The organism is Kribbella sp. NPDC023855 (assembly GCF_040639475.1).
In the GTDB taxonomy this organism is placed as follows: Bacteria; Actinomycetota; Actinomycetes; order Propionibacteriales; family Kribbellaceae; genus Kribbella.
This window is the reverse complement of record NZ_JBFAAA010000030.1, coordinates 1-5,575: the sequence shown is the minus strand read 5'-3', so window position 1 is coordinate 5,575 and position 5,575 is coordinate 1. Positions and strand designations below refer to the sequence as shown.

Here is a 5,575-nt window from a genome sequence, read left to right as displayed (position 1 = left end):
TACTACACGTCATGCCGGAGCGGGGCGGAGTGGACGGACATGTTCGCTCACGAAGTCGGGCACACGTTCGGGCTGTCGCACAACCAGCCGGCGGCTACCTCGATCATGAGGGACGGGCACACGGCCGACAGCTCCGATCGTGCGGTGCTCAAACTCATCTACGCCAACAATCCGCGCTGACCGAAGGCACGTGCACTCAGGCAAGTCTTCGGCAGCCGCAGCACCTGTCATCGCCGCTTTTCGGCCAGATCAGTGACCCGGTCCGCGGGGGTGGCCACCAGGCCTGACGTGGTACAGCCCCGGCCCGGGAATCATCACCGAGCCAGGGAATGCGGCAGGATCTCACTCGCTGAGAGCTGCCGATCAGAAGGATCCTGGGCCGGTTACGGGTCCAAGCCCGGGCGTCGGGTGGTCGGGGTGCTCCGGATCGAACTCAGGCTTCGAGGGATCGGGAGTCGGGGGTGCCATCGGATCCGTCGGGTCAGCCGGCGTCGGCGTACCGGAAGGATCCACGACCGGGTCGGGCCAAGGAACGTCCGGGACCTCCGGGTCAAACGGAGAGCTCATCATGTCTCCCTCAGACGACGATCACATCACCCGTCCGGTACCCGCGGCCAAACCGGTGGCTCTGCAATGCTCACTTTAGAGTGGATGGCAAACCGTGGATATTCCCGGCCCAGAAGTGCTGTGCGAACGATCTTCTGGGCCGGGAACAATAATTCGGTACCCGCGTCGTTCTGTCACATGCGTGACAGCTGGAGCGATACCCGTCAATGCATGATCTGCGATTGCGGGGGTACCATTTCGGCGAGGCATTAATTGTTGCCTCCGGCTTCTTCGTCAAGCAGCCAGCAAGGAGCCCATGGCCCCTGGTGCCGTCAGCAACAAGGACGGCACCAAGGGGCTTCTAACATTACGGATCCCACGTGAATCTGCCGTCGGACACTGCCTGCTTACTCACATCTAGTTAGGTGTTGACGGATTCCTGCCGTCCAGAGAGCAGCTCGTCGATCACCCCGCCGCCAATGCGCACCGGTGGGTCAGCCGCTCACGCGGATCCCCTGACACTTGTACGTCGTCAATCGCCGGAGCGGAGTGCCGGAGCCCCCCTCGCCTCCCGGATCTCGTCTTCTACCGCGTTCAACGCGACGAGCAACTCGCGGACCGTCATGGCATGGAGTTCGGTCATCTTGCCCTCGAAACCTTGGCAGCAACAGAAGTGATTTGAATCACTCGGCTACCCGCGCCGCGGAGGCTGGACCGTGAAGCCAACCACACGCCGTCCAGTACATATCTCTCATCGGGGCGGGTACGGAACGTAGTACAGGCGTCTGACGCTTGGTCGATCAGATGCCGGGACGGTCCGACGTTGAGCAGCTAGCGCGGGCCACCTGCACGGCTCGCGGTGCCGCCACGCCTGCGGCGGCACCGCGAAGCCCAGGGTCAGGAGCAGACCGGCAATGGTCACGGACGCGCGGAAGGCGTAGCGGCCCGCCCTGACCAAAGCAGGTACTCAGGCCTCTCGCAGGCCGAGCCCGTACGCCGCCAGGGTCTCGGACAGTGCGCCGCGTTCCTGCGCCTCGACGAGGATCTGGGCGAGATCGCGGAGCTTGACGTTGGCCGTTTGGGAACCGCGCTTGAGGACCAAGAAGGCAGTCTGTGTATCCAGGCCGTAGTGGCGCATCAGAATTCCCTGCGCTCGGCCGATCAGACCCCTCGTATTGAGCGCGGTATCGAGCTGCGACAACAAAGCCTTGCTGTCGTGAAACAGCTGAGCGTTGTCAAACGTCACGCCGGCATGCAACGTGAACAGCAGCGCAATGTCGTACGTCGTACCGCCGAATGCGTCTTCCTTTGCGGACAGCAAACTGATTGCCGCATCCTTGCGGGCCGGTAGCGGCAGGAACAGGCAGCTGCGGTAGCCGGCGTTGATGGCGGCCGCAGCGAACTTCGGCCAGCGACGGTCCGACGCGGTGTCGTCGATGCGGCGCGGCTCGGTGTAGATGAGCGCCTCGTGAAGCGGGCCCTCCCGGCGCTCGAGCTGCTCAGCGAGCAGGAGCCGGGCGGGATCGACCGTGGGATCCGTCGGCACGTACGAGCGGGCGACCAACTCGGGGGCCGCGTCATCGCCGCAGATGGCGATCGAAGCTTCGTCACAGTCCGGAATCGTGGCGACCAATCGAGCGACGAAACGATCCAGAGTGGCGGGTACGTCGTCCTCGTCGACCAACCGAGTTACCTCGGCCATCTCCTGCACGATCGTCAACAATTCCTCGGTCATGGCGACATCATGCCGCAGTTCTCCCGGGCCACCGCTTTCCTCAAAACTCTCCACCCACACAGTCACGGAACGTCACTGCGACAGCCCTTGACCCTGCGAGCAGTCAGGTAGCGTGCCGACGGGGCTACTGATGGAAGCGATCCCGCTAGGAAGGCAACCCCCTTCCGGGCTGTACAGCACTCGTTCGGCAGCCAGCAACAGGAGTTCGCCCACCTTGCTCACCGACCAGGCATCCGCCATCCTTCGCCGCCAAGCCCAGACTGAGAACAGCGATCTGCGCACTATCGTCCAACAACTGATCGACGCGGGACCGCTTCCTGCGCCGCCCCAGGCGAACAGCAAGCTCGGTCGATGCTCATGACAACGCTGTATTGGGCATCGTCAGGAGCGACGGGCCACTCGAGGGGCCCGCCGGTTCCAGGCCCTAGACGTTCACCCCAGAAGCGCCAGGGCCGCCTCACTCCCCTGCCGCGACCAAACCCGGCCGCTCGGCCTAGCACTTCGGGGACTCGAAAGTGCGGGCGTCGAGCTTGTCTGTGCGCGACCCGCGAACCTCATCGAAAGCAGCGCCTACGAATGAACTGACGGATCGGCTTCTGTACCGGCTTGGCGTAGCCGGTGGCGGATGAGTGAGTCCAAACGCTGCCACGCCGGGGAAGAATCGTTGACGGAGCCTTGGAGGAGTTGGGGAATCGACGAGTTAGCCTCGGCGGGGAGGCTGGCTGATCCGTAGCGGTGGATGGTTTCGGTGACGATGCCCTCGGCAAGGGCTTCGAGTGCGGGATCACCGGGATCGAGGTCGTGGGCCTGATCGTAGGTGAGGTACAGCTGCCGCAGTACGGGGTCGGTCAGGGCGTCCACTTGATCTTGGAACCAGTCCTTGGCGGTGTCCGGCAGGGTCGCGAACATGACGACCCACAGGTCGCGCTCCATCGCGGCCCAGCGCGGGGTGAAACCGAGGTGTTCCAGCTGCTGGAGGTGCCGGTCTACTTCGGCGGGCAGGATGTGGATGCGGCCCGCCGCCAGGTCCCGCAGCCGCTGCTGGGTGTGGCGCAGCTTCCGGATCCGGGCGGTGAGGTCGTTGTCGATCTCGTCGAGGGCCTCGTGAAAGACAGGGGCCGCGGCGGTGCTGAGTTCGCGAATCCTGGCCAGCGGGACGCCGGCCTCGGAGAGTGTGCGGATCTTGATCAGCCCGGCGACGGCCTGGGCGTCGTACCGGCGATAGCCAGAGGAGTCGCGGTCGGGCTCGGGCAAGAGCCCTTTGTCGTGATAGACGCGGATGGTCTTGGTCGAGACGCCGACAGTGCGAGCCAGCTGGCCGATGGTGAGCATGCTGAGATCGTCTCGCACTTGACCTTGCCCTAGGGGGAAGGTCGAAGGATGCGGCTATGACGAACTCTGCCGATGATCGAGAGACCCTGCGCGCACTGGCCGACGAAGGTAACGAGAAGGCGCTGGACAAGCTGGCCGACCTGGCCGACGAGCGCGGCGACCTGGCCGAACTGAACGAACTGCTGGACGAAGGCTGCGAGCGGGCGGGTAAGTACCTCACCCGCCGAGCGGTCACCGCCGGCGACCTCCTCGAGCTACAACGAATCCGCGACGCCGGGTACGACCAGGCCGGCGACGAGCTCGACCGCCTACTCGACGATTCAGCCGCCCAAGGCTGAGACTGCCCGGACCGCGCAGTGCCGACTTGATGCCTGGCGGGCAGCTCTCGCACTGACATCTATCCGCTGGACTCGGCGCGGGACAGCGACTTGTTTGTTCCGGTTTGCAGGGTTCTAACACTGATTCGAGGCTTGGCCCGAAGGTCATGCATTCTGTCTCGCGTGACAACCGCAGCGGAGTACGCAGTACCGGCAACGACGGCATCCACGTCGGCTGACCGATGGGAATCGGACTGTGGGCGCTAGCCTTGACACTCGGCTGCCGATCCATATGAGAACTGATGGGGTCATCCCCGAAACCTTCGAACGGACCCAAAAACTGCCGTCCGTCTGAGGTCTGGATCGCAGTCAGCGGAGTATCGGGCACAGGCATGCCAGGGCTGATCTAAGCTGCGGGCATGGCTGAGATCGAGTCGCCGTCGCCCCAGGAAGCCTTCGAGTTGCTGCTCGCCGGCAACCGGCGCTTCGTTGCCGGCGGCCCCGAACACCCGAATCAGGACGCGGTACGCCGGGCCGAGATCGCGCCGGGCCAGCGCCCGTTCGCAGTACTGTTCGGCTGCTCCGACTCACGACTGGCCGCCGAGATCATCTTCGATCGTGGCTTGGGCGACCTGTTCGTCGTACGCACCGCCGGGCACGTGATCGGCGCCGAGGTGCTGGGCAGCATCGAGTACGGCGTAGACGTGCTCAACTGCCCACTGGTAGTTGTCCTCGGCCACGACTCCTGCGGCGCGGTGGCCGCCGCGTGCACCGCCTTGGAGCAAGGTGTACCGCCGGCCGGCTACATCCGTGACGTCATCGAGCGGGTCACCCCCAGCGTGCTCGCGGCGCGGGCCGCCGGCCACACAGGGCCCGACCAGATCCTGGCCGAACACGTGAGACACACAGTCGACCTACTCCTCGACCGCTCGCGCGCACTCGCCGACCGAGTCGAAACCGGCCAGACCGCCGTCGTTGGCCTTCGCTATCGCCTAGCCGACGGCACCGCCCAACTGGTCGCAGCCCACGGCCTCGAGGCTCCCGCCAACTCCGCACAGTGATCGCGGCGCTGCCCTGAAAGATCTCCGGCCCGCCAAACCGATCCGTTGCGGCCAGGGGAACGAACACCGGTCATGACGATCCCCCGGCGACATGTCCTGGCCTGGGCAGTGGGTACGGCAGCGCTGACGAGTGGCTGTGCTCGCGGAGGTGATCAGGCGGAGCTGGACGTTCAGCGGGTTCGGTACGGCGCGGACGAGTCACAGGTGGCGGAACTCCACCTGCCAGCGGGTGATGGCGTCGTTCCGGTCGCTGTCGTGATCCACGGCGGGTTCTGGATGAGCGGCTACGGCATCGAGCTGGCCACTCCGCTCGCGAAAGATCTTGCTGCCCACGGCATCGCCGGCTACGCGATCGAGTACCGCCGCGTCGGCAACGGTGGTGGCTGGCCGGCCACCTTCGAGGACGTGGCGATGGCGATCGACGCCCTCAAAGAGCTGCCGCGGCTCGATCTCGGGAAGGTCGTCGCAGTCGGCCATTCAGCCGGAGGACACCTCGCTGTCTGGGCGGCAGGTCGCCAGAACCTGCCGTCGACCGCGCCGGGTGCGGCACCGAAGGTCATCCTCAAAGGAGCGGTCGCCCAGGC

Annotated in this window: 6 protein-coding genes; 4 read left to right on the top strand and 2 right to left on the bottom strand. The window is 65.3% G+C overall.

The genetic code is table 11. From position 1 onward, the window contains the following. The coding region (locus AB0F51_RS39880; protein WP_360289129.1) for a reprolysin-like metallopeptidase at positions 1 to 180 on the top strand (180 nt) is incomplete at its 5' end. Between the two features lie 1,333 nt (positions 181 to 1,513). Here the strand turns inward: AB0F51_RS39880 and AB0F51_RS39875 are convergent. Together AB0F51_RS39875 and AB0F51_RS39870 are read right to left on the bottom strand one after the other, a co-directional pair. Continuing rightward, complete coding sequence (locus tag AB0F51_RS39875; RefSeq protein WP_360289127.1) at positions 1,514 to 2,341, bottom strand: ANTAR domain-containing protein; 828 nt, start codon at positions 2,339 to 2,341, stop codon at positions 1,514 to 1,516. 510 nt (positions 2,342 to 2,851) lie between these two features. Beyond that, entirely contained in the window at positions 2,852 to 3,631 is a 780-nt protein-coding gene (locus AB0F51_RS39870) for a MerR family transcriptional regulator (RefSeq protein WP_360289125.1), read from the bottom strand. 38 nt (positions 3,632 to 3,669) lie between these two features. Between AB0F51_RS39870 and AB0F51_RS39865 the strand changes: the two genes are divergently transcribed. From AB0F51_RS39865 to AB0F51_RS39855, 3 genes are all read left to right on the top strand, one after another. After that, positions 3,670 to 3,951 carry a hypothetical protein gene (locus AB0F51_RS39865; protein WP_360289123.1) on the top strand — a complete coding sequence of 94 codons (282 nt, stop codon included), beginning with the start codon at positions 3,670 to 3,672 and terminating at the stop codon, positions 3,949 to 3,951. A 398-nt stretch (positions 3,952 to 4,349) separates the two neighbouring features. Continuing rightward, entirely contained in the window at positions 4,350 to 4,991 is a 642-nt protein-coding gene (locus AB0F51_RS39860; RefSeq protein WP_360289121.1) for a carbonic anhydrase, read from the top strand. 72 nt (positions 4,992 to 5,063) lie between these two features. Then, the coding region (locus AB0F51_RS39855; protein ID WP_360289119.1) for an alpha/beta hydrolase at positions 5,064 to 5,575 on the top strand (512 nt) is incomplete at its 3' end.

Excerpts from the sequence above, each read along its gene's own strand:
- AB0F51_RS39865 (WP_360289123.1), top strand. The coding sequence starts at position 3,670 with ATGACGAACTCTGCCGATGATCGAGAGACCCTGCGCGCACTGGCCGAC.
- AB0F51_RS39860 (WP_360289121.1), top strand. The coding sequence starts at position 4,350 with ATGGCTGAGATCGAGTCGCCGTCGCCCCAGGAAGCCTTCGAGTTGCTG.